The sequence below is a fragment of the Actinotalea subterranea genome, from assembly GCF_008364845.1.
Classification (GTDB): domain Bacteria; phylum Actinomycetota; class Actinomycetes; order Actinomycetales; family Cellulomonadaceae; genus Actinotalea; species Actinotalea subterranea.
On the sequence record NZ_VTTP01000009.1, the window covers coordinates 60199 to 81843 of the forward strand.

At 74.4% G+C, this 21645-nt stretch carries 19 protein-coding genes; 7 read left to right on the forward strand and 12 right to left on the reverse strand.

Annotated features, from left to right (window positions below):
• Positions 1-147: 147 nt before the first annotated feature.
• Complete coding sequence (gene mraZ / locus FZ988_RS14375) at positions 148-612, reverse strand: division/cell wall cluster transcriptional repressor MraZ (RefSeq protein ID WP_425457995.1); 465 nt, start codon at positions 610-612, stop codon at positions 148-150.
• 397 nt (positions 613-1009) lie between these two features.
• Between mraZ and FZ988_RS14380 the strand changes: the two genes are divergently transcribed.
• The 3 genes from FZ988_RS14380 to FZ988_RS14390 are packed head-to-tail and all read left to right on the forward strand — an operon-like array spanning position 1010 to position 5501.
• Positions 1010-2014, forward strand: a complete 1005-nt coding sequence (locus FZ988_RS14380; RefSeq protein WP_149204721.1) for an AAA family ATPase — start codon at positions 1010-1012, stop codon at positions 2012-2014.
• Positions 2014-3285, forward strand: coding sequence for a DUF58 domain-containing protein (locus FZ988_RS14385; RefSeq protein ID WP_149204722.1), 1272 nt, complete (start codon positions 2014-2016; stop codon positions 3283-3285). The genes FZ988_RS14380 and FZ988_RS14385 overlap by 1 nt, the downstream gene beginning before the upstream one ends.
• Before the next feature lie 17 nt (positions 3286-3302).
• On the forward strand, positions 3303-5501 hold the full coding sequence (locus FZ988_RS14390; protein WP_188079119.1) for a transglutaminase TgpA family protein: 2199 nt from the start codon (positions 3303-3305) through the stop codon (positions 5499-5501).
• A gap of 126 nt (positions 5502-5627) precedes the next feature.
• Here FZ988_RS14390 and FZ988_RS14395 read toward each other — a convergent pair whose 3' ends face one another.
• From FZ988_RS14395 to FZ988_RS14405, 3 genes are read right to left on the reverse strand one after another with little or no spacing between them, the layout of a single operon-like run.
• A complete protein-coding gene (locus FZ988_RS14395; protein ID WP_149204724.1) occupies positions 5628-6023 on the reverse strand; it encodes a DUF3040 domain-containing protein in 396 nt (131 codons plus the stop codon).
• A gap of 35 nt (positions 6024-6058) precedes the next feature.
• Positions 6059-7324: a DNA polymerase IV gene (locus FZ988_RS14400; RefSeq protein ID WP_281287191.1), complete on the reverse strand. Its 1266-nt coding sequence runs from the start codon at positions 7322-7324 to the stop codon at positions 6059-6061.
• A gap of 7 nt (positions 7325-7331) precedes the next feature.
• A complete protein-coding gene (locus tag FZ988_RS14405; protein ID WP_246169525.1) occupies positions 7332-7817 on the reverse strand; it encodes an SAV_6107 family HEPN domain-containing protein in 486 nt (161 codons plus the stop codon).
• 91 nt (positions 7818-7908) lie between these two features.
• Here FZ988_RS14405 and FZ988_RS14410 point away from each other — a divergent pair, with 91 nt between their 5' ends.
• Positions 7909-8790: a spermidine synthase gene (locus FZ988_RS14410; RefSeq protein ID WP_149204725.1), complete on the forward strand. Its 882-nt coding sequence runs from the start codon at positions 7909-7911 to the stop codon at positions 8788-8790.
• A 141-nt stretch (positions 8791-8931) separates the two neighbouring features.
• Here FZ988_RS14410 and FZ988_RS14415 read toward each other — a convergent pair whose 3' ends face one another.
• The 6 genes from FZ988_RS14415 to FZ988_RS14440 form a co-directional block, all read right to left on the reverse strand.
• Entirely contained in the window at positions 8932-9135 is a 204-nt protein-coding gene (locus FZ988_RS14415; protein ID WP_149204726.1) for a cold-shock protein, read from the reverse strand.
• A gap of 322 nt (positions 9136-9457) precedes the next feature.
• Positions 9458-10810: an MFS transporter gene (locus FZ988_RS14420; RefSeq protein WP_223145150.1), complete on the reverse strand. Its 1353-nt coding sequence runs from the start codon at positions 10808-10810 to the stop codon at positions 9458-9460.
• Between the two features lie 28 nt (positions 10811-10838).
• Positions 10839-11777, reverse strand: a complete 939-nt coding sequence (locus tag FZ988_RS14425; RefSeq protein ID WP_149204727.1) for a PAC2 family protein — start codon at positions 11775-11777, stop codon at positions 10839-10841.
• Positions 11778-11882: 105 nt separating this feature from the next.
• Positions 11883-12320: a response regulator gene (locus tag FZ988_RS14430; protein ID WP_149204728.1), complete on the reverse strand. Its 438-nt coding sequence runs from the start codon at positions 12318-12320 to the stop codon at positions 11883-11885.
• Positions 12313-14112, reverse strand: a complete 1800-nt coding sequence (locus FZ988_RS14435) for a sensor histidine kinase (protein ID WP_246169526.1) — start codon at positions 14110-14112, stop codon at positions 12313-12315. Before FZ988_RS14435 ends, FZ988_RS14430 begins: the two co-directional genes overlap by 8 nt.
• Positions 14109-15302 carry a PP2C family protein-serine/threonine phosphatase gene (locus FZ988_RS14440; RefSeq protein WP_149204729.1) on the reverse strand — a complete coding sequence of 398 codons (1194 nt, stop codon included), beginning with the start codon at positions 15300-15302 and terminating at the stop codon, positions 14109-14111. The genes FZ988_RS14435 and FZ988_RS14440 overlap by 4 nt, the downstream gene beginning before the upstream one ends.
• Positions 15303-15547: 245 nt before the next feature.
• On the opposite strand from FZ988_RS14440, the gene FZ988_RS14445 reads away from it, so the two are divergent.
• The gene (locus tag FZ988_RS14445) at positions 15548-17890 is read left to right on the forward strand and encodes a HelD family protein (protein WP_149204730.1); all 2343 of its coding nucleotides are present in this window, start codon (positions 15548-15550) and stop codon (positions 17888-17890) included.
• On the opposite strand, the gene FZ988_RS14450 is transcribed toward FZ988_RS14445, so the two are convergent.
• Positions 17869-18747 carry a matrixin family metalloprotease gene (locus FZ988_RS14450; RefSeq protein ID WP_188079120.1) on the reverse strand — a complete coding sequence of 293 codons (879 nt, stop codon included), beginning with the start codon at positions 18745-18747 and terminating at the stop codon, positions 17869-17871. The genes FZ988_RS14445 and FZ988_RS14450 overlap by 22 nt on opposite strands.
• Positions 18748-18856: 109 nt before the next feature.
• On the opposite strand from FZ988_RS14450, the gene serA reads away from it, so the two are divergent.
• On the forward strand, positions 18857-20056 hold the full coding sequence (serA, locus tag FZ988_RS14455; RefSeq protein WP_149204732.1) for a phosphoglycerate dehydrogenase: 1200 nt from the start codon (positions 18857-18859) through the stop codon (positions 20054-20056).
• A gap of 139 nt (positions 20057-20195) precedes the next feature.
• Here the strand turns inward: serA and FZ988_RS14460 are convergent, their stop codons facing one another.
• Entirely contained in the window at positions 20196-20396 is a 201-nt protein-coding gene (locus FZ988_RS14460) for a DUF5302 domain-containing protein (RefSeq protein WP_149204733.1), read from the reverse strand.
• Positions 20397-20586: 190 nt separating this feature from the next.
• Between FZ988_RS14460 and FZ988_RS14465 the strand changes: the two genes are divergently transcribed.
• Entirely contained in the window at positions 20587-21645 is a 1059-nt protein-coding gene (locus tag FZ988_RS14465; RefSeq protein ID WP_149204734.1) for an aldo/keto reductase, read from the forward strand.

A 21645-nucleotide genomic window follows, 5' to 3' on the forward strand; every position in this document is an offset into this window, starting at 1 on the left:
TCGGGGGCCCTCCGCCGCCCGACCAGGTCTCCCACCGCAGCCCTCTGACGCCGGGGAAGTGCGTCAGAGCGGGCGGGGAGAGACCTCACCGGGCGGCCGTGCCACGTGAGCGGGGCACCGTCCGCGGCCAGGTCGGCCACGCATCAGTCAGAAGGCACCGGGGAACACCTCCTCGGCCGTGTCGGCGTAGGCGTTGACCTGCTCCTCGAGGTACGTCTCCCATGCCGTCGCGTCCCAGATCTCGACGCGCGTGCCGGCGCCGATCACGGCGACGTCCCGGTCGAGACCCGCGTAGGAGCGCAGGGCCGCGGGGATGGAGAGGCGTCCCTGCTTGTCCGGGACCTCGTCGTGCGCGCCCGAGAGGAAGACGCGCAGGTAGTCGCGCGCCTGCTTGCTCGTGACGGGCGCCTGGCGGATCTGGTCGTGCATGCGGCGGAACTCCTCGACGGGGAACACGAAGAGGCACCGCTCCTGCCCCCGCGTCACGACGAGGCCGGAGGCGAGCTGGCCGCGGAACTTCGCCGGGAGGATCAGGCGGCCCTTGTCGTCGAGGCGCGGCGTGTAGGTGCCCAGGAACGGGGAGTAGGAGCCGTAGCTCGCCGAGTCGCTCACCACACCGCCCTCCCCTCCACCGCCAGACGGACCGGGCGAACCCACCTCGCCCCAGGTGGCCCCACAGTACTCCACTTCCCTCCACCGACGAGGGGAACCACCCCTTCTTCACCCGCGTGGCGGCACGTCGTCGCAGGTCACGGGCCGTGGAGCGGAGTGGAGGGCATGTGGCGCCGCGTGTCGGCCGCACGGGACCGGACCGAGCCCGCCGAGGCGGCCCCGCGCGACCGTACGCACGGGACGACGACCCGTGGCGGCCTCACCCGGGGCGCGAGCCGTGCACGTGGAGGGAAGTGGGGGGCGCCTGGAGGAACCGAGCTCAGGGTCGCCCGGACGCCCGTCGCCGCGGCACCGCCCTGTCACCTACGCTCGGTGCCAGCCAGACGAAGGGGTGGGCATGGTTCACGCGCTTCCAACACCCGCAGAGCTCGACGACCTCGCCGAGACCGCGGGACGCATCCGCACGGCGATGGAGACCGTGATCTCCGGCCGGCCCGACCTCGTGCGCCTCACCGTGGGCGTGCTGCTGGCCGAGGGGCACCTGCTGCTCGAGGACGTACCAGGCGTCGGCAAGACGACGCTCGCGAAGGCGCTCGGGCGCTCGATCGACTGCACGGTCGGCCGGATCCAGTTCACACCCGACCTCCTGCCCAGCGACCTCACGGGCGTCACGATCTACCGCCAGCAGGAGCACACGTTCGAGTTCAGGCCCGGGCCCGTGTTCGCCAACATCGTGATCGGCGACGAGATCAACCGTGCGTCGCCCAAGACGCAGTCCGCGCTGCTGGAGTGCATGCAGGAGGGCCAGACGACGATCGACGGAACGACGTACCAGCTCCCCCGGCCCTTCCTCGTGCTGGCGACCCAGAACCCCATCGAGATGGAGGGCACCTACGCGCTGCCCGAGGCGCAGCGCGACCGCTTCATGGCGCGCCTGAGCGTCGGGTACCCGGCACGCAGCGCCGAGGTCGAGATGCTGGACCGGCAGGAGGCCGTCGACCCCCTGGAGCACCTCCACCACGTGACCGACGTGCAGCACGTGGCACGCATGATCGACGTCGCGCGCCGCCTCTACGCCGCACCCGGGATCAAGCAGTACGTCGTGGACCTGGCGGGCGAGACCCGCGACGACCCGATGCTCCGCCTCGGGGCGTCCCCCCGCGCCGCGATCCAGCTGCTGCGCGCCGCCAAGGCGACGGCCGCGATGGCCGGCCGCGACCACGTCCTGCCCGACGACGTGCAGGACGTTGCGCTGCCCGTGCTCGCGCACCGCCTCCTGGCGAGCACGGACGCACGGCTCGCCGGGCGGACCGTCGAGGAGACCCTGGACGCGATCCTCACCAGGACGCGGCTGCCCGCGTCGGGCCGCGCCGCCGCACCGGACCGGCGCGCCATCAGCTGATGGGCGTCCTGCGGGGGGTGCGCACCACGCGCCGCGGCGCCGCCCTCACGGCCCTCGGCGCACTGACCCTCGTCGTGGGCTTCGTCCTCGGTGTCCGGATCCTGACGCAGATCGGCGCGCTCCTCCTCCTCACCGTCGCCGCGGGCGTCGCCTGGCTCGTGCACGAGGCCCGGAGCCAGGAACGCGGTCGGCTCCGCCTCGACCGACGCGTCACTCCGCACCCGGTCGCCGTGGGCCACGACGCGGTCGTCCGTGTCGAGGTCAGCTCACGCAGCGGGCACCGCATCGACGGTCTCCAGATCGCCGAGCGGGCGGCGCGCGAGCTCTCGGGACCCGCAGCACTCCGCGCCCGCGTCCAGCGGACGCCCGGCCGGCTCGCCCTGACGTACCCGATCTCGCCCAGGCACCGAGGACGGTGGCCCGTCGGGCCCCTCGAGGTCCAGCGGCGCGACCCGTTCGGCGTCGCGTCCTGGGTCGGCCCGCTGGGCGGTCCGATGCGCGTGGCCGTCCGGCCCGCCGTCGTGAGCCTCGGCACGTCGAACCGCGCCGCGTCCACCGACGTGGACCGTGCCTCGGCGGGCGCTCGGACACCTGCGGCCGACGACGCCTCGCTGCGCGACTACCGGCCCGGCGACGACCTGCGACGCGTCCACTGGGGGTCGAGCGCGCGCCGGGGGCAGCTCATGGTCCGCCAGGACGAGCGCGCGGGCCGCCGACCCGTCAGCGTCGTCATCGACCTCCCGCCCGAGGACGCCGCAGCGGAGTGGACCATCTCCGCAGGCGCGTCGATCGCCCTCGCCCTCGCCGGCGCCGGGCACCACGTGCGCATCCTCGGTGGCGACGTGCTGTCGGTCGGCACGGAGCACCACAGGCCCGACACGGACGGCACCGCCGTCGACGCCCTGCTCGACCAGACCGTCGACCTGAGACTCCCCTCCACCCCGGGGGACCGCGCCGCGTGGCTCTCGGCCGCGGTCGACACGCTCACCGCGGAGGCCGGTGGCGCCGAGCTCGTCTTCGCGGTCGTCGGCGCGCTGTGGCCGACGGCGCTCGGAGATCTCGCCCGTGTCGGCGCCGCGAGCCACGGGTGGGCGATGGTCCGGTCCGGGCAGGCGGGGCGCGACACGCTGCCGACACCCGACGAGACCAGGACGCTCGAGTCGCTGCGTCGAGCGGGGTGGACGGCGTGCGCCGTGCATCCCGGCGAGGACATCGCGGTGAGCTGGCAGAGGCTGCTCGACTCCGACGAGCGTGTGGCAGGGCGCGCATGAACGCCCAGGGAGCGGCAGTGACCGGACCGGCCGCGTGGGGCGGGTCGGGGCTCGTCGTGCTCGGCACGCTCGTCGGGGCCTCCACACTGCGACCCGTGCTGGAGACCGGGCCCTGGGTGGGCGTGACAGCGGTGCTCGTGCTGGTCCTCGCCCTCGTGACGGCGCAGGTGCGCCAGGTGACCCGGTCGCGGACCGCCCCCACGTTCTGGGGCCTCGCCGTCGGCCTCCTGAGCCTCGTCTCCGTCTACTCGGGGACCGGGACCGCCCCGGGCCTGCCCGTGCCCACGCCCGAGGCGCTCGACCGCCTCGTCCGCCTCGCCCGCAGCGGGGTCGAGGCCATCGCGGACGGACGCGTCCCCGTCGAGCCGGTCCGCGGGATCGAGCTCTTCGTGGTCGCGGGCGTCGTCCTGGTCTACCTGGTCGCTGACCTGCTCGCGCTCGGCCTGGGACGCGCCGGCCTCGCCGGCCTCGCGCTCCTGGGCCTGTGGCTCCCGGTGATCCTGTTCGAGCGCGAGCCGGGGCCGGCGGCCCTCGCCCTCGGCGGGATCGTGTTCGTCCTCCTGCTCGTCCTGACCCGCCCCCGCGGCCGGGCAGCCGGCACCGCGCTGCCGCGCTCCGTCGGACCCGTCCTGGGCGCCGCGGTCGTCGTCACGGTCGCGGCGATGGTCCTCGGCCCCGTCACGGCGGGGCTGCCCCTCTACGGCTCGGTCAGGCTGGAGGGGACGTGGGGTGGCGGCGTCGGGGGCGGCCCGCTCAGGCTGTCCACGGACCTCGACATGCGGTCGAGCCTGTCCGAGCGCTCCGGCCGGACCCTCCTCACGTACCGGACCGATGCACCGACCACCGGCCCGTTCCGCATGTACACCATGACGGAGTTCGACGGGCGTGAGTGGGCCCGAGGGGACGCCGACGGCGACTTCTCCGAGTCCGACGGACTCCTGTGGCCCGAGCGCACCGAGGACGTCGCCCCCGACGACCGCGTGCGCATCACCGTCGACGTCGGGGACCTCGACCAGGACCGTCTGCCCGTGCCCGTCGAGCCTCGCACGATCGAGGCCCCGGGCATCTGGCGGTACGACGCCTCGAGGGACGAGGTCGTGGGCGTGGGCTCCACGTCGACCCGCAACACGTCCTACATGATCGAGACGAGCCCGCGCGACCTGTCGCCCGACGTGCTGAGGCTCGCGGGCACCGCATCGCCCGACGGCCTCCCCGGGCCTGTCCTCGACGTGCCGCAGACCGCGTTCGTCGCAGACATCCAGGCGCTCGCCGACGAGGTGACCGCGGGTGCCGCGAACCCGTACGACCAGGCGCTGGCCCTCCAGTCGTACTTCCGGGACGTCACGAACTTCCGGTACGACACGGAGGTGCCCGAGGCGCAGACGGACGACGCGGTGTGGGACTTCCTGACGCAGCGGACCGGGTACTGCGTGCAGTACGCGACGGCGATGGTCGTGATGTCGCGTGCCCTCGGCATCCCCGCACGCATGGCCATCGGCTTCCTGCCGGGGCAGCCGACCTCGACCCGCGGCGAGTACGCGATCTCGGGCCGTCAGGCTCACGCGTGGCCGGAGCTGTACTTCGAGGGCGCGGGCTGGGTGCGCTTCGAGCCGACGCCCGCCGTGCAGACGGGCGCACCGCCCGTCTACGCCGACCCGTTCTCGGGCCAGAACCTCACGCCCGAGGAGGAGGAGCTGGGCGGTACGGCCGGGCCGGCGGCCGCGCCGTCGACGGCCCCCGACGCGTCCGGCAGCCAGCGCGACGACTCCGTGGGCATCGGCTCGGCGACCGTCCCCGTCACGGCGGTCATCGGGGGCGCCGGGGTGCTGGTCCTGGCGCTCGCGGCCGTCACGGTCCTTCTCGTCCGACGCCGACGCGCACGCCCGCACGAGCCCCTCGGCACCGAGGAGTGGTGGGCGGAGCTCCGCGCACGCCTCGGCGCCCGGGGCGTCACCTGGACCGACGCGACGACACCACGGCAGGTGGCCGCCTCGATCCGCGCCGCCTACCGCAGCGCCGGGGACGACGAGACCCCGGAGGCGTCCTTGCGCGCCGTGGACCGTCTCGTCGCGGCGGTCGAGGACGTGCGCTACGGGCCCCTGCCCGTGGAGCCCGAGCCGGACGACCTCGCGTCGTGGGTCGACCTCGCGGAGCGCCCCCTGGTGCCCCTCGCCGAGCGTCCGCTGGTGACCGAGGGCGCCGACGCACGGTCCTGAGCTGCCGATCGGCCCGATCAGGTGCGGGCTTGATCACGTGCGGGGCCGGCGTGCCGTCCGGTCAGGTCGGGCGCGAGCGGCTGGGAGCCGCGAGTACCTGACCTGCCGCGCGGGATGCCGCGGTTCTCAGCGGCCGCGCTCGTCCCGGCGCCGGTCCCAGCGCTGCTCGAAGCGTGTGATGAAGCCCGGGGAGCCGGCCGATGGCCGCTTCCCGGAACGGGGCCGCACGGTGCCGCTGTCGGTCACGACCCCGGCGGGGCCCTGCCTGCGTGGCGGGGAGAACGCAAGCACCACGGAGACGAACATCGCGACGAAACCGAGGACGCCGATCCACGGCTGGCTGGTGGCCGCGCCGACGACGAGGACGGTGAGTCCTGCGAGGGCACCGGCACCCGTCAGCAGCCACCGACGTACTGAACTGGTCCGACCACCCTGGAAGGTGTTCACGAGCTTGGGGTCGTCAGACGTGAGCTGACGCTCCATCTGCTCCAGTACGCGCTGCTCGTACTCGGACAGAGGCATCGCTACCTCCGTGCTGCCGGTGGGACGGGACATGCTCAGGATAGATCCCCGGACGCGCCCGCGGTAGTTGACGGCGTGCCGTTCCCCCGGAGCACCGACGCGGAGCGCACCGCGGAGGTGCCGAACCGGTGCCTGACCTCGTCCATCGCCTGCTCGGCGCGGCGACGGGCGCCGAGTGAGTCGTCGACGGCCTCCTCGAGCGTGAGCTGTCGCGCAGCGACCTCGGAGAGCCCCTCCGCCCGGACCCCGATGAGGCGGACCGCGAGGCCCCCGAGCTCCGTGGCCGCCAGCAGCGCGCGGGCGGCCAGGTGGATCTCCCGGGCGACGTCCGTGGGCGCGGACAGCGTGCGAGAACGGGACATGGTGCGGAAGTCCGAGGTCCGGACCTTGATGCTGACCGTGCGCGAGACGAGCCCGCGCGCACGCAGCTGGCCGGCGGTGCGGTCGGCCAGGGCGAGGAGCTGGGCCTCGATCACTGCGAGGTCTCGCGTGTCGACCTCGAACGTGGTCTCGGCCCCGATGCTCTTCTCGGTGTGCTCGGGCACCACGGGCCGCGGGTCCTTGCCCCATGCGAGATCGTGCAGGTGCGCACCCGCCGCGGCGCCGACGGCGCGCTGGACCACTGCCACGTCCGCCTCGGCCAGCTGGGCGACGGTCAGGATGCCCCAGCGCGCGAGCGCCTCGCGCGTGCGCTCGCCCACACCCCAGAGGGCCTCGACCGGCAGGGAGTGCAGGAAGGGCACGGTTGCCGCGCGTGGGACGACGAGCAGGCCGTCCGGCTTGGCGAAGCCCGAGGCGAGCTTGGCCACGAACTTCGTCGACGCGACCCCGACGGAGCACGGCAGGCCGGTCTCCTGGCGGACCCGCGCCCGCAACGCCTCGGCGATCGCCGTCGGCGAGCCGCTGCGTCGTCGCGCGCCTGACACGTCCAGGAACGCCTCGTCGACGCTCACCTGCTCGACCAGCGCGGTGACGTCCCGCAGGAGGGTCATGACAGCGGCCGAGGCCGCACGGTAGGCGGCGTGGTCGGGCGGCACGACGACCGCCTGCGGGCACAGGCGGCGGGCGACGGACATAGGCATCGCCGAGTGCACGCCGAACGCGCGCGCCTCGTACGTCGCGGCGAGCACGACGGACCGCGCCTCTCCCCCGACGATCACGGCCCTGCCCTGGAGCTGAGGACGGCGCGCGAGCTCCACCGAGGCGAAGAACGCATCCATGTCGACGTGAAGGATCGAGCAGCCCTCGTCGTCCTCGCCCCAGCTGGGCCGCCCGCCGCGGAGGACGGGTCGGCGGCTCACCGCAGGCTCATGACGCGCGCAGCGTGAGGGAGCCCTGGGTCCCCGTCCCCTCGGGCCGCACGAAGGCCCGGACGACGTCCTGGAAGTCCTCCGCCGCGGCGACCGTGTGGTCGGCACGCGCCGCGTCGACCACGTCACCGCGGCCGGCCTCCACGGCCGAGCGTGCCGCTGCACCGTCGGCGAAGAACGCGGTCCACTCGGCGAGCTCAGGCGCGACGAGCGCGACCATCTCCCACACGGTCCGCGGCACGGGCCGACGGGTCGGCCGCCCGGTCACCTGGAGGAGTGCCGCGCCCGCCCGCAGGGCGGCGAGGTGCGCGTGCAGGAACCGCTCGTCGTCCGACGAGGCGAGCTGCGCCGCGACCAGCTCCGCGTCGCTCCGCGCCAGCAGCTCGAGCGCCGAGGCCGGCACCGGAGCAGCCATGCCGGTTGGCGTGCCCGCAGCGCGCAGCGGCCGGTGCCCGGCCGTCCTGGTCATCGTGCTCAGCGTCATCGTCCCCACCTCCTCACCACCAGTGTCGAACACATGTTCGACGCCGTCAAGCCGTCATCTCCGTGCGGGGCAAGGGCCTAGCGTGACGTCCATGCCCGATCGCCGCACAGGGAGAGCATCCCGCCGACCACTGACACGCCCGCCCGCCGACCTCCCCACGGGACCTCTGCCGATCCCCTCGGGCACCGTCGAGCTGCGGCGCGACCGTGACCGTCCCGCCGCGGTCACCGTGCTGGTCAACGGCGTGCCGAGCTCCCACCTCGACCTCGACGACCCCACCTGGCTCGAGTTCGAGTACATGCAGCAGATGGTGGCGGTGCTCGAGGGCATGCCCCCCGGCCCGCTCGACGCCGTCCACCTGGGCGCCGGGGGGTGCGCGCTCCCCCGCTGGGTCGAGGCGACCCGACCGGGCTCGACCCAGCTCGCCGTCGACATCGACGCAGAGCTGCTCACCCTCGTGCGGCGCTGGTTCGACCTGCCGCGCTCACCACGGCTGCGCCTGCGCGCGGGCGACGCGCGCACGGTCCTCGGCACCCTGGCGGACGCGAGCGCCGACGTCGTCGTCCGCGACGTCTTCGCGGGGGACCAGACCCCGCCCCACCTGTGCACGGCCGAGTTCCTGGAGCAGGTCAGCCGCGTCCTGCGGCCGGGCGGCGTCTACCTCGCCAACTGCGCCGACCGTCCGCCCCTGGGCCTGGCGCGCGCGGAGCTCGCGACCGCCGACGCCGTCTTCGCGGACGTCGCCCTCGCCGCGGAGCCCGGTCAGCTCAAGGGCCGGCGCTACGGCAACCTCCTGGTCGCCGCCGTCGTGTCCGCCGACGCCGGGCCCGACCTCGCCGGCCCGGCGCTCGAGCGCCGGCTGCGCAGCCTGCCCGTGCCGGTACGCCTCCTGCACGGCCCGCAGGCGCGTGCCTTCGTCGGGGGCGCCGCCGTCCTGCGAGACCCCGCCGTCCTGCACGACCCCGCGGGGTGAGAGGCGCAGCGCCCGCTCGCGGGCTGCCGCGCGACCAGCACGGGCGTCCCAACGGGACCTCCCGCTCACCGAGCCTCCCCGCTCACGAACGAGGCCGCGCCCCGGGACGGGGCGCGGCCTCGGGCCGTCAGTGGTGCCTGCTCAGAGCGGGCGGACCTTCTCGGCCTGCGGTCCCTTGGGGCCCTGGGCGATCTCGAACTCGACCCGCTGGGCCTCCTCGAGCGTGCGGTAGCCCTGGGTCTCGATCGCCGAGTAGTGGACGAAGACGTCGGCACCGCCACCGTCCTGGGCGATGAACCCGTAGCCCTTCTCGCCGTTGAACCACTTCACAGATCCCTGCGCCATGCTGTTCCTGTCCTTCTGTCCATCCGGGGGACGTCGTGACCGGGCCTTCTGCCCGCTCCTCGTGCCGCAATGCCCTGTCCCACGCCCTGCCCCGTCTGGATCCCAGCGAACAGGTTGACGACGAGGGTCGGCCTTCACCTCGCGGCACTGCTGGCGGCGGCCCACCAGGTGCAGGCGGTGACCCGGGTCATCCGTAAGTCGTCACTGCAACACCGGCAAGTCTGGCATGGTGCCGCCGCACGGCGCCATAGTCCGCGGTGGCCTCCTGGACGCCCGCAGACGCCCCGAAGACGCCTCACGGACGCCCTCGGCGAGGGGTGGGTCAGGGGCGCTCGACGGGCCCGCGGGCCTCGACGGCACGGGCGTCGCGGCGACGCGCGAGGACCTCGCGCACCCTCGGCACGACGACGCCCTCGGCGCTCATGACCCGACGGGTCCGGCGCCTGCTCACGAGCACGCCGACGACCGAGACGAGCCACGGGACGGCCATGACCGCGAAGGCCGGCCGGAACGCGTCGAGGGACAACGGTGCGGCGCCGGCCGCCGCGGCGGCGTCGAGCACGACGCCCACCGCGAGGATCGAGACCACGGCCGCGGCGAACCCGCCGACGTTGACGAGCCCCGTCGCGGTGCCGAGGCGACCGGAGTGGTTGAACGTCCGCGCGAAGTCGAAGCCGATCGCGGACCCCGGGCCGCCGAGCCCCAGCACCACGACGAGGACCACGAGCAGCCACAGCGGGCTGCGCCCCGGGTGCACGAGGACGGCGGCCCACGCGAGGGCGGTCGCGAAGGCGATGGTGAGCACCATCCAGGAGCGCCGGAGCGGGTGCCGCCCCGTCAGGAGGCCGATGACGGGCCCGGAGAGCACGACGGACAGGACGTTGACGCTCAGGAGCGCGCCTGCCGTCGCCGGCGAGAGACCCTGCGCCGACGTGAGGAACGGGAACCCCCACAGGAGCACGAAGACCGTCAGCGAGAACTGCGTCGCCGAGTGCGACCAGAACCCGAGCCACGTGCCGGGCACACGGACGACGTCGCGCACCGGGCCGAGGAGTCCGCTGCGGGTGCGTACGACAGTGCCGGGCGGGCCGTCGCGCACGGCCGAGACGGCGAGCACGGCCGCGAGCACCCCGACCGCCGCGAGCCCCACGAAGGCCGGGGTCCAGCCGGCGAGGTGCAGCACCGCGACGAGCGGGACGGCGGCGGCCAGCTGGCCGACCTGCCCGAGGAGGCCGGTGAGCTGGGTGAACAGCGGGACGCGGCGGACCGGGAACCAGGCTGCGACCAGGCGGATGACCGAGATGAACGTGGCGGCGTCGCCCGCCCCGATGAGGACGCGCGCCGCGTACGCGAGCGGCAGCGAGTCCGTCACGCCGAGCAGGAGCTGACCACCCGCCATGAGCACGGCGCCCGCCGAGATCAGCGCGCGCGAGCCGAAGCGGTCGAGCAGGACGCCCGCGGGGACCTGGAGCCCGGCGTACACGGCGAGCTGCACCATGACGAACGTCGAGAGCACGGTCGCGCTCACGCCGAACCGGTCGACCGCCTCGACCCCAGCGACCCCGAGCGAGCTGCGGTGCAGGACGGCAACGGCGTACGCCCCGATCGCCGCACCCCACACCAGGTGGGCGCGCGCCGCGGAGGGTCGCTCGAGCGACGGTCCGGCCTGCGTCACCGCCGACCGGACCGTTCGGTGCACGAGGTCACGGGGTGGATCCGTCGCCCCCCTGCTGCTGCGCGAGGAAGCGCTCGAACTCCGCACCGAGCTCGTCGGCGGTCGGCAGGTCGCTCGTCTCGGCGAGCAGGTTGGTGCGCCCGATGACCCGCGTGAACGAGTCGTACTGCTCCTCGAGGGCGTGCACGACGGAGCCGATCTCCTCCGAGCCCGCGACCTGCCGCTCGACCTCGGCGAGCGCGTCCGCCGCCGGACCCTCGAGCCCGGAGGTGCCGAGCTCGAGGCCCGTGGCCCGCTCGACCTGCTCGAGCGCGACCAGGGAGGCCTGCGGGAACGTCGACTGCGCGAGGTAGTGCGGCACGTGGACGGCGAACCCCATCGCGTCGTGCCCCCACCGGCCGAGGCGGTACTCGAGGACCGCGCTCGCGCTCGCCGGCACCTGGACGGTCCCGAACCACGACACGTGGTCCTCGACGAGCTCGGGGCGCGAGCCGTGCGCCGTCACGCCGAGCGGGCGCGTGTGCGGCACGCCCATGGGGATGCCGTGGACGCCGACGGTCAGCGGGACGCGGAAGCGCTCGACGATCTGCCGCACGGCGGCGACGTAGCGCTCCCACTGGACGTCGGGCTCGACGCCGTGCAGGAGCAGGAACGGCACGTTCTCGCCGTCGCGCACCACGTCCACCACGAGCTCGGGCGCGGTGTAGTCGCTCCATGTCGCGGCGTCGAACGTCATCATCGGCCGCCGCGACCGGTAGTCGAGGAGCTCGTCCACGTCGAAGGTCGCCAGTCGCTGGGTCGTGAAGCTCGACACCAGGTGCTCGGCGGCCGTCTGGCCGGCGTTCCCGGCGTCGACGAACCCGCGCACCATGTGCAGCAGCAGCGGGCCTGCACCGGCGTCGGCGCGCTCGGCCAGCTCGTTCGCGACGTCCTCGTCGATCGTGTAGATCTCACCAGGGTCTCGCATCACGTCCTCCGTCCCCGCGCACAGCATCCGTCGTAGGTGCCGCGCGGCAGCCTCGTCCCGTCGTCGCAGTGGGCAACGCACGACGCCGCGCGGGCATTCCAGCGCTCACCGTGAGGGCAGGCGGACCACGGAGACGAAGAAGTCGTCGATCTGTCGCACGACGTCGATGAACCGCTCGAAGTCCACCGGCTTGGTCACGTACGCGTTCGCGTGGAGCGAGTAGCTGCGCAGCACGTCCTCCTCCGCCTCCGACGTGGTCAGGACGACGACCGGGATGCTGCGCAGGCTCTCGTCGGACTTCATCGCGCTGAGCACCTCGCGGCCGTCCATCCGCGGCAGGTTGAGGTCGAGGAGGACGAGGTCCGGCGTCGGGGCGTCCGTGTACTCGCCCTCCTTGCGCAGGAAGCTCATCGCGCTCACGCCGTCGCTGACGACGGTCAACCGGTTGGCGACCTTGTTCTCGGCGAACGCCTCGCGCGTCATGAGGACGTCGCCCGGGTCGTCCTCGACGAGCAGCACGTCGATCGTCTTGTGGTCAGGCATCGGGGCCGTCCTCTCCGCCGGAACCGGCGTCCTGCGGGCCCGCGGCAGGCTCTGCCGCGGGGTCGTTGCGTGCGGTGGGCGCCGGGTCCACCCCGGGCGCGCCGTCGGCACCGGGCTCGCCCGGGTCGACGTCCGCGGCCGCCGGCAGGGTCCACCGGATGGTGGCGCCCTCGGTGGCGTCCGGGTCGATCCAGATGTGCCCGTTGTGGTACTCCACGATCTTCTTGCACAGGGCCAGCCCGATGCCGGTGCCCTCGTAGACGTCCTTCGCGTGCAGGCGCTGGAAGATCACGAAGACCCGGTCTGCGTACTGCGGGTCGATCCCGATGCCGTTGTCGTGGCAGGCGAGCTCCCACGATCCTTCCACCCTTCGCGCCTCGAGCCGCACGACGGGCGGTCGGTCCGGGTGGCGGAACTTCAGGGCGTTGCCGACGAGGTTGGCCAGGAGCTGGACGAGCAGCGGCTCCTCGCCGCGGACCACGGGCAGGCCCTCACCGTCGATCGTCGCGCCGGTCGCCTCGATCGTGTCCTGCAGGTCACGTGTGGCCTGCGTGAGCGCCTGCGCCATGTCGACGTCGGAGACCTCGCCACCGATCCTGCCGACGCGCGAGAAGCCGAGGAGGTCGTTGATGAGCCGCTGCATGCGCTTCGCGCCGTCGACGGCGAAGCCGATGTACTGGTCGGCGCGCTCGTCGAGCTGCCCCTCGTAGCGCTTGGCGAGCAGCTGCGTGAAGCTCGCGACCTTGCGCAGGGGCTCCTGGAGGTCGTGCGACGCGACGTAGGCGAACTGCTCGAGGTCCCGGTTGGAGCGGCGCAGGTCCTCCGCCTGCTCGACGAGCTGCGCGTGCGACGCCTCGAGCTCGGCCTGCGCGGAGCGGGCCTCGGTCACGAGCACGGCGAGCCGTCCGCGCATCTGCTCGACGTCGCGCGCGACCTCGCCGACCTCGCCCGTGCCCGTCAGGCGCACGGCGTGGCCGACGTCGCCCTCGGCCACGACGCGCGCGTCCGCGGCGAGCTCCCCCAGGGGGTCCGTGACCCAGCGGCGCAGGTACACCCACAGGAGCGTGCCGACGACCACGGCCGCCACCGGGAAGGCGACGAGGATCGCCCGCAGCGTCGCGATCGAGGAGCGCATCGCGTCCACGGAGTCGGAGCGCGCCTCACGCAACGCCGCGCGGTACTCGACCAGAAGCCCTCTGACGTCGTCGAACAGGGCGCTCCCCGCCTCGATGTCCGCCGCCGTGACCGCGGCCGCCCCGCCCTCGTCGACCGCGGCGATCGCCGGCTCGGCGAAGCCGGAGTACCAGGCGGCGGCCGCCGCGTCCGCCTCGGCCCGCAGGCGGAGCACCCGGTGATCGCTCCCCAGCTCCTCGACGAGGTCCGCCTCGACGTCGGGCGGGGCGTCGCCCGCGTCGCCCTGGGTGTCGGCGCTCACCCGGTGGAACGTCTCGAGGGTCACTGGGTTGCCCGTCAGCGCGTAGCCGCGGACGGACGTCTCGGCGTCGACGAGCATCGTGTAGCCCGCGTCCGCCTCGGTCACCGCGCGGAAGTACGTGCCGGTGACCGCCGTGAGCCGCTCGCTCGCAGCGGCCAGTGCCCACAGCGCGGCGGCGAGCATCACGACGAGCACGACGGCGGCGGCGATCAACGCGGCGCTGAGCCGGCGGCGCAGCGACATCTCCTGCCCGGGGCGCCGCCGACCACCCGACGGGCGGGCGGCCACGTCCGGCGACGTCATCGGGCTGCGCGCGGACGTGGCATCGGGGGCGGCAGCCTCCTGCGCCGCCGTCATCGGGCGGAGCCCGCCCAGCCGAGCACGACGAGGGCCGTGTCGTCGACGAGGTTGCCGCCGTGACGCGCCCGGACCGCCTCGAGGATCCGGTCGACGAGGTTGGGCTCCCCCGGCGCCGGCGGCTCCCCGATACCCGGGTCCGTCGCGACCTGCTGCTCCATGAGGCGCTGGAGCCCCTCCTCGCCGAGGCGCGTCAGGCCGTCGTCCACCGTGGTCTCGAGGACGCCGTCGGTGAAGAGGATGACCCGCCAGCCCTCCGGGAGGTCCACGTGCTGCGGCTGCCAGCCCCCGAGCACCGGGATTCCGAGGGCCCGTCCCCGCGTGTCGGACGGCAGGACGGTCGTCGGGACGCCGAGCAGGAACGGCGACGGGTGGCCGCACAGGTACAGCTCCATCGACCGCCGGTCGGGCGCGACGACGACCATGACGAGCGTCGCGAAGATCTCGGGCCGCCCCCGCTCGGCGTGCAGGATCTGCTCCACGACGTCGAGGACCTTGCCCGCGGGCAGGCCTGCGAGCACGGACGTGCGCCAGGCCGTGCGCAGGGTCGCTCCGAGGGCGGCCTCGTCGGGGCCGTGCCCGGCGACGTCGCCGACGACCGCGGCCACGGAACCGTCGTCGCGCTCCACCACGTCGTAGAAGTCGCCCCCGAGGAGCCCGTCACGCCCCGCTCGGTAGCCGACGAGCACCTCCAGGGCACCGTCGCCGACGAGCGGGGTGGGCAGCAGCGCGCGCTCCAGCCGCGATGTCTCGTAGTCGCGCAGCTGCGCGCGGTAGAGCTCACGCTCCTGGCTCTCGGCGTGCCGGCGCTGGATCGCGTACCGCACCGAGCGCACCAGGAGCTCGGGCTCGACGTCGCCCTTGACCAGGTAGTCCTGCGCGCCCGCGGCGACCGCCCGCAGGCCCTGCCCCGTGTCCGTCAGACCGGTGAGCACGACGACGGCGGGGCTCTGGGGGGCCGTGATGACGCGCTCGAGCGCCGTGATGCCGACCGCGTCGGGTAGGCCGAGGTCCAGCAGCACGCAGTCGACGTCGAGCTGTGTCAGGGCGGAGTCGACGGTCCGCGCGCGCCGCAGGTCCACGGGCGCGTGCCCGTCGGCGAAGAGCTCCGCGACGAGGAGCGCGTCCGCGTCGTCGTCCTCCACCAGCAGCACCGTGAGGGGCCGCGGGTCGATCTCGTTGTACGGCACACGTCACCCTTCGCTGGCCCGCCCGACGGCGCCACCGTGGACCGCGGGAGGTCCATGGAGGCCGCGGGCCCGATCCTAGGGCGCGCGGGCCCGTCGTGCTCGCAGAGGCGCGGGCCGCCTCGCAGAGGCGCGGGCCGCGCAGAAGTCGCGTGACCGGACGCCCGCCGCGCCGAAGTGGCCCGCGAGGACCTCCGGAGGGCAGATAATGGACGGCCGATCGCGCGACGTCCGACCGAGGGGGCCCAGTGACAGGCAGGCAGGACCAGCTCCACGAGGAGCAGGCCGCAGTCGACGTCCGGTACGCGCGGCTCGACGCGCTGCGCGCCCAGACGGCGGCGCGCCTCGCCCGCACGCGACGGGTCGGCCCGTCGGGCTCGCCGCAGAACCGGTCCGAGCGTGACGCCTTCGCGACGCTCTACGAGGACCGGCTCGCCCAGCTCGACGCCGTCGAGCAGCGGCTCTGCTTCGGTCGGCTCGACCTGGCCGACGGTGGGCTGCGCTACATCGGCCGCATCGGGCTCACGGACAGCGAGCACACGTCGCTCCTCACGGACTGGCGCGCACCTGCGGCCCAGCCGTTCTACCGCGCGACCGCTGCCCAGCCCGACGGCCTCGTGCGTCGGCGCCACATCGTGACCCGGGGCCGTGCGGTGACCGGCCTTGAGGACGAGGTGCTGGACCTGGCCCTCCTGACCGGCGAGGACGGCGACGAGGCGGTGCTCGCGGGCCTGTCCGGCGAGGGCGCGCTGCTCGCCGCGCTGGCCGCGGGACGCACCGGACGCATGGGCGACATCGTCGCGACCATCCAGGCCGAGCAGGACGCGATCATCCGCTCCGAGCTCGCGGGTGCACTCGTCGTGCAGGGCGGGCCGGGGACCGGGAAGACCGCCGTGGCGCTGCACCGTGCCGCGTACCTGCTGTACGCGCACCGCCGCACGCTCGAGCGATCGGGCGTGCTCCTCCTGGGGCCGAGCCGGACGTTCCTGCGCTACATCGACCAGGTGCTCCCGTCCCTCGGGGAGACCGGCGTCGTGACCACGACGGTCGCGGACCTCTTCCCCGGGCTCGACGCCGTCGGCCAGGAGCCGGACGCCGTCGCAGAGATCAAGGGGCGGCCGACGATGGCCCGAGTCGTCGCGCGCGCCGTCCGCCAGCGGCAGCGCACACCGCGCGAACCCGTGACCGTGTCCATCGACGGCAGGCCCGTGACCGTGACGCCCCGCGACGTCGCGGACGCGATCGGCCGCGCCCAGCGGACGGGCAAGCCCCACAACCTGGCCCGCGTGGGCTTCGTGCGCGACATGCTCGGGCGCCTCGCTCAGCAGTACGTCGAGGGCCTCGGTCAGAGCGTGCCGCCCGAGGACCGCGCGGACATCGTGGAGGAGCTGCGCACGACGCGCGAGATCCGGGTCGCCCTCAACCTCGCGTGGATGCCGCTGACGCCCGAGCGCCTGGTGGACGACCTCCTGAGCAAGCCGCACCGGCTCGCCGCCGCCGCGCCCGACCTGTCCCCCGCCGAGCGTGACCTGCTCCTGCGCGAGCCCGGCTCGCCGTGGACCCCGGCGGACGTCCCCCTCCTCGACGAGGCGGCGGAGCTGCTCGGCGAGGACGACCAGGCCGAGCGCGCCCAGGCCGCGGAGAACGCCCGCCGACGCTCGGCCGAGCTCGACTACGCGCGCCAGGTCCTCACGTCCTCCGGCGCCGGCGGCGGTCTCGTGAGCGCCGAGGTCCTCGCGGAGCGGTTCGCCCACTCCGGGCCGTCGCTGACGACCGCGGAGCGCGCGGCCTCGGACCGCACCTGGACCTACGGGCACGTGGTCGTCGACGAGGCCCAGGAGCTCTCGCCGATGGCCTGGCGCATGGTGCTCCGGCGCTGCCCCACGCGTTCGATGACGATCGTGGGGGACGTCGCGCAGACGGCCGCGCCGGGCGGTGCCCGGCGATGGGACGCGATGCTCGACCCCGTCCTGCGGGGGTCGTGGCGGCTCGCCGAGCTGACGGTCAACTACCGGACCCCGGCCCTCGTGGCACGCACGGCGCAGGACGTCGCGACACGCGCCGGGCTGCCCGTGAGCGACCTCACGTCCGCACGGGAGGTGCCGCGGTCGCTCCTGGTCACGCCGACGTCCCCCGGCGCCGTGGTCGGCGCCACCGTCGACGCGACGGTCGAGGCGCTCCGAGCCCTCGGGGTCGCGCCCGGTGACGGACGTCACGACGCGATGCCGGTGGGGGTGGACGCGGGCGCCGACGGCGCGGCCGCCGCGGGCCGCGTCGCGGTGATCGCGGCGGACCACCGGGTGCGGGCGCTCCGGGACGCCCTCTCGTCCTCGCCGGTCGGGGACCACCTGCACGCCGACGGGTCGGGCTCGGTCCTCGACGCCCGGCTCGCGGTCATGGGCCCGCGCGCCAGCAAGGGGCTCGAGTTCGACGTCGTGGTGCTCGTCGAGCCGACCGAGGTCGCACGGAGCGGCGCCGGTGACCTCTACGTCGCGATGACGCGCCCGACCCAGGCGCTGCGGGTCGTGACCAGCGCGCCGCTGCCGGACGGCTTCGCCGACGTCGCGAGCTACTCCTCGCAGGCGACCTGACCCACGAGGGCGAGCCCTTGGAGGTCGCCCGGCCCCAGGTCGGTCCTCGTGGAGGTCATCGGGTGCATGAGCTCCGTCGCGTCGTCGACGTGGTCGAGGCCCAGCACGTGCGCCAGCTCGTGGACGACGATGGCCCGCGCCTGGGCGTACCCGTCGGAGCGGCCGAGGATCGCCGTGAGGTCGGGGGTGTCGAGCACCAGGCGTCCGGCCGCGAGCCAGGTCCCCTGGCCGCTCGCCCCCGGCACGGCGGCTGAGCCGCCCACGCCGGCGACCTGGCCCGCGAGCTCGGGCACCGATGTCTCGTCCGACCACGCGACCAGCACCGGGGCCCACGCGGCGCCGTACCGGTCCGGCTGGATGAGGGCACGCCCGAGGGCGGGCGGCTCATCCGTCGGCCCGACGTCGATGAACGCCAGGCCGCTCGCCGCCGACACGATCGCGATCGCGTCCGTGACGAGCTGGTCGCCACCCTGGGGGGCGCCGTCCGGCCGCATCGCGTAGCGCACCGGTCGGCACGGGTCGTACCCGACGGGCGCCCCTGCCTCGTCGGTGTGCAGGAAGGCGTGCGACCCCGCCGTGGTCACCGGCACCGGGGGCAGGACGCGGCCCGACGACGGGTCCGGCCGCGGGACCGCGACCGCGGCCCCGTCGATCTCGACGTACGCGCGGGGACGAAGGATGTCTGCCGGCTCCCAGCCCTCGGGGAGCACCAGCGCGGTGACCGCGACCACGGCCGCGAGCAGGACGAGGGCACCGAGGGTGCGTCCGGGCCGCCGCCGGGACCGGCGGGCCGCACGATCCATCTGGCGCACGACCCTGCGGGCGCGCCGCCGCTCCCGCCGCTCATGCCTGTCCACGGGGCAAGTGTGGCAGCGGGCACGGACACGGGCGCGGTTCCGACGTCCCGGGCGTCCCGCCTGTCGGTCGAGTTTTGGCCCGTGGCCCGCCGAGGGCCACGATGGGGCCGTGCTACGAGCCCTGCTCCTCGAGAACCTGCATCCCGATGCGACGACCATCCTGCGCGGCGGCGGCGTCGACGTCACGGCCCGCTCCGGGGCCCTCGACGAGGACGAGCTCATCGAGGCGCTCGACGGCGTCCACCTGCTCGGCATCCGGTCCAAGACGCAGGTGACCCAGAAGGTGCTGCAGAACGCCCCGGACCTGCTGGCGATCGGCGCCTACTGCATCGGGACGAACCAGATCGACCTCCGGGCTGCGGCGGACCGCGGCGTCGCGGCGTTCAACGCCCCGTTCTCCAACACGCGCTCCGTCGTGGAGCTGACGCTCGCCGAGATCATCGCCCTGACGCGGCGGCTCACCGAGCGCGACCGATCGCTGCACGACGGCGTCTGGGACAAGTCGGCGGACGGCGCGCACGAGGTCCGCGGCCGCACGCTCGGCATCGTCGGGTACGGGAACATCGGCACGCAGCTCTCGGTCCTCGCCGAGGCGCTCGGCATGTCGGTCGTCTTCTACGACACAGCGGAGCGCCTCGCGCTCGGCAACGCGCGGCGTCTGGAGAGCCTCGACGAGCTCCTCGACGTCGCGGACGTGGTCACGCTGCACGTGGACGGCCGCAGCGGCAACGCGGGGCTGTTCGGAGCCACGCAGTTCGCCCGCATGAGGCCGGGCGCGATCTTCCTCAACCTCTCCCGCGGCTTCGTCGTGGACTACGCCGCCCTACGCGAGCAGGTCCTGGCGGGCCACGTCGGCGGTGCGGCGGTGGACGTCTTCCCGGAGGAGCCCAAGCGACGTGGGGACGCGTTCGAGTCAGAGCTGCGCGGGCTGCCCAACGTGATCCTCACGCCGCACATCGGCGGCTCGACGGAGGAGGCGCAGGAGGCGATCGGCCAGTTCGTCTCGAACAAGCTGCGCGACTACCTCGGCAACGGGTCGACGACGCTGAGCGTCAACCTGCCGAACCTGGCCCTGGACGCCAGGACCGGCTCGCACCGCCTCGCCCACCTGCACCGCAACACGCCCGGCGTCCTCGCCGGGATCAACCAGACGCTCGCCGAGCACGGCGTCAACATCGAGGGCCAGCTGCTCGCGACGCGCGGGGACCTGGGGTACGTCGTCACGGACGTCGCGGCCGACCTCGGCCCGGACGTGTGCGACGTCCTGCGGTCCATGGCCCAGACGATCCGCCTGCGCGTCCTGTCCTGACGCCGCGCGGCCCGGACACGCCGACGGCGGCGACGCTCGTCGCGCCGCCGCCGTAGGTCGGGTGCCGGGCCGGGAGACCGACCCGCGCCCCTGGCCGGTCCGCGCTCGCACGCGGCAGGCCGGGAGCGGGCGGGCCCCGTCAGCCCGTCTTGCGCCGGAAGGCGCGCTTGCCGCCCCCGGTGACCTCGGAGCCGTGGACGACGCCCGTGTTCTGGCGTCCCTCCGCGGTCCGGTGCGCGCTCTCCTGCTTGCGCGCGAGCGCCGCACGGAATCGCGCCTTCGCATCGTCGGCTGCGGCCGGCTCCGTGTGCGACGGAGCCTCCTGGTCGTGGTCGGCCATGGCCTACCTCCTGCTCGTCCTGCTCGAGATGGTGTGACGTCGCCCTCGCCGCATGTGAGCCGAGGCCGGACCGCACCGGTCCTGACCAGCCTGACGGTACGCGACGGGGACGCGCCACCCCATTCTCGTCCCGGCGGCGGCACCGCCGGGCGTGCACGGGGGTGCGGGCGCGGCGCGTTACGGTCGACGCATGTCGAGCGACACGCGACCGCACGCCCCGGGCACCTCGTCCATGACCTTCCGGCGCGCGGGCCGATCGGGCCTCGACCTCCCCCTGGTCTCCCTCGGCCTGTGGCAGAACTTCGGAGCGGCGCAGCCCTTCGAGGTGCAGCGCGCCATCGTCCTGGCGGCCGTCGAGCACGGGATCACGCACCTGGACCTGGCCAACAACTACGGCCCGCCCCCGGGCGCGGCCGAGGAGGTCATGGGCACGCTGCTGCGCACCGACCTCCGGGGCCGCCGTGACGAGCTCGTCCTGACCACCAAGGCCGGGTACCGGATGTGGCCCGGGCCCTACGGGGAGCACGGTTCGCGGGCCTACCTCCTGCGATCGCTCGACCAGTCGCTGCGACGGCTCGGCCTGGAGCACGTCGACGTCTTCTACAGCCACCGGTTCGACCCGGCCACGCCGCTCGAGGAGACGCTCGGCGCGCTCAAGACGGCCGTCGACCAGGGCAAGGCGCTCTACGCGGGCATCTCCTCCTACTCGGCGGCACGCACGCGCCAGGCGCTCGCCGTCGCCTCGCGGATCGGTCTGCGCCTCACGTTGCACCAGCCGTCGTACTCGATGCTCAACCGCTGGATCGAGCGCCCGGCCGCCGACGCCGGCGGCGCGAGCCTGCTCGACGTCGTCGGGGCCGCAGGACTCGGCACAGTGGTCTTCTCGCCGCTGGCCCAGGGCATGCTCACGGAGCGCTACCTCGGCGGCGTGCCTGCGGGGTCGCGTGCGGCACGTGGCGGCCCGCTCGACCCTCGGATGCTCACGGCCGAGACCCTGGACCACGTGCGCGCGCTCGACCGCATCGCCCACGACCGTGGTCAGAGCCTGGCGCAGATGGCGATCGCGTGGGCCGCCCGGGACCCACGGGTGACCTCCGTGGTGGTGGGGGCCAGCAGCACCGAGCAGCTCCTGGCCAACCTGGGAGCGGTCGCCTCGCCCCCGTTCAGCACCGACGAGCTCGAGGCGATCGACCGGCACGCGGTCGACGCGGACGTCAACATCTGGGCCAGCCGGTCGAGTGACCTGTGA

What these genes read in the sequence shown, in the direction of transcription:
- FZ988_RS14380 (WP_149204721.1), top strand. Translation starts at nt 1,010, where the DNA reads ATGGTTCACGCGCTTCCAACACCCGCAGAGCTCGACGACCTCGCCGAG.
- FZ988_RS14385 (WP_149204722.1), top strand. Translation starts at nt 2,014, where the DNA reads ATGGGCGTCCTGCGGGGGGTGCGCACCACGCGCCGCGGCGCCGCCCTC.
- FZ988_RS14395 (WP_149204724.1), bottom strand. Translation starts at nt 6,023, where the DNA reads ATGCCTCTGTCCGAGTACGAGCAGCGCGTACTGGAGCAGATGGAGCGT.
- FZ988_RS14405 (WP_246169525.1), bottom strand. Translation starts at nt 7,817, where the DNA reads ATGACGCTGAGCACGATGACCAGGACGGCCGGGCACCGGCCGCTGCGC.
- FZ988_RS14410 (WP_149204725.1), top strand. Translation starts at nt 7,909, where the DNA reads ATGCCCGATCGCCGCACAGGGAGAGCATCCCGCCGACCACTGACACGC.
- FZ988_RS14415 (WP_149204726.1), bottom strand. Translation starts at nt 9,135, where the DNA reads ATGGCGCAGGGATCTGTGAAGTGGTTCAACGGCGAGAAGGGCTACGGG.
- FZ988_RS14425 (WP_149204727.1), bottom strand. Translation starts at nt 11,777, where the DNA reads ATGCGAGACCCTGGTGAGATCTACACGATCGACGAGGACGTCGCGAAC.
- FZ988_RS14430 (WP_149204728.1), bottom strand. Translation starts at nt 12,320, where the DNA reads ATGCCTGACCACAAGACGATCGACGTGCTGCTCGTCGAGGACGACCCG.
- FZ988_RS14435 (WP_246169526.1), bottom strand. Translation starts at nt 14,112, where the DNA reads ATGACGGCGGCGCAGGAGGCTGCCGCCCCCGATGCCACGTCCGCGCGC.
- FZ988_RS14460 (WP_149204733.1), bottom strand. Translation starts at nt 20,396, where the DNA reads ATGGCCGACCACGACCAGGAGGCTCCGTCGCACACGGAGCCGGCCGCA.
- FZ988_RS14465 (WP_149204734.1), top strand. Translation starts at nt 20,587, where the DNA reads ATGTCGAGCGACACGCGACCGCACGCCCCGGGCACCTCGTCCATGACC.